Genomic DNA, 495 nt, shown 5'->3' with positions numbered 1-495 from the left:
CTGGCTACTTCTAATCGAATCATTTTTTGTACAGCAATGGCTGTTAGTGCTTTCGGAGCATCATTGTCATACACCCAACGAAATGTTCCTCGTTTAAAATCAAATGCAACCAATAACGGATCTGTACTGTGATATCTCGGACGAACTGGTTCAGGTATCGTTTTATAGTACGTAAATAAACGTATTTTATCCTCTTCCTTTAACATGATCCTTCTCTCTGTCCCTTTGTTATGTAGAACAGTAATCATGTTCTTTCCAAAGTGCACCTGTTGCATCTGTAACGATACGAGTTCTTGTAGTGTGAGCCCATAATCCGAAAGAAGTGATAGGATGGATACATTTCGAGCTATGAGAAGCGGTCGAACGGAAAGTTGTTCTTCTGATAATCCTTCAGAAGAAGAAAAAATGTTTTTCAGCCTTTTCTCTTCTTCCTTCGTAATAAAGTCCTCCTTGCGTAGGGCCCGATTCGGTGGAGTGATTCCCTGCATTTCTACA

At 40.2% G+C, this 495-nt stretch carries 1 pseudogene; it reads right to left on the bottom strand.

What is annotated here, in order from left to right:
- Positions 1 to 495 (bottom strand): annotated as a pseudogene (locus ACQRBL_RS32555) (integrase); the annotation flags it as partial.

It is taken from the genome of Bacillus sp. AF62 (assembly GCF_050312695.1).
Lineage (GTDB): Bacteria > Bacillota > Bacilli > Bacillales > Bacillaceae_G > Bacillus_A > Bacillus_A cereus.
This window is presented reverse-complemented; position numbering and strand designations above follow the sequence as displayed.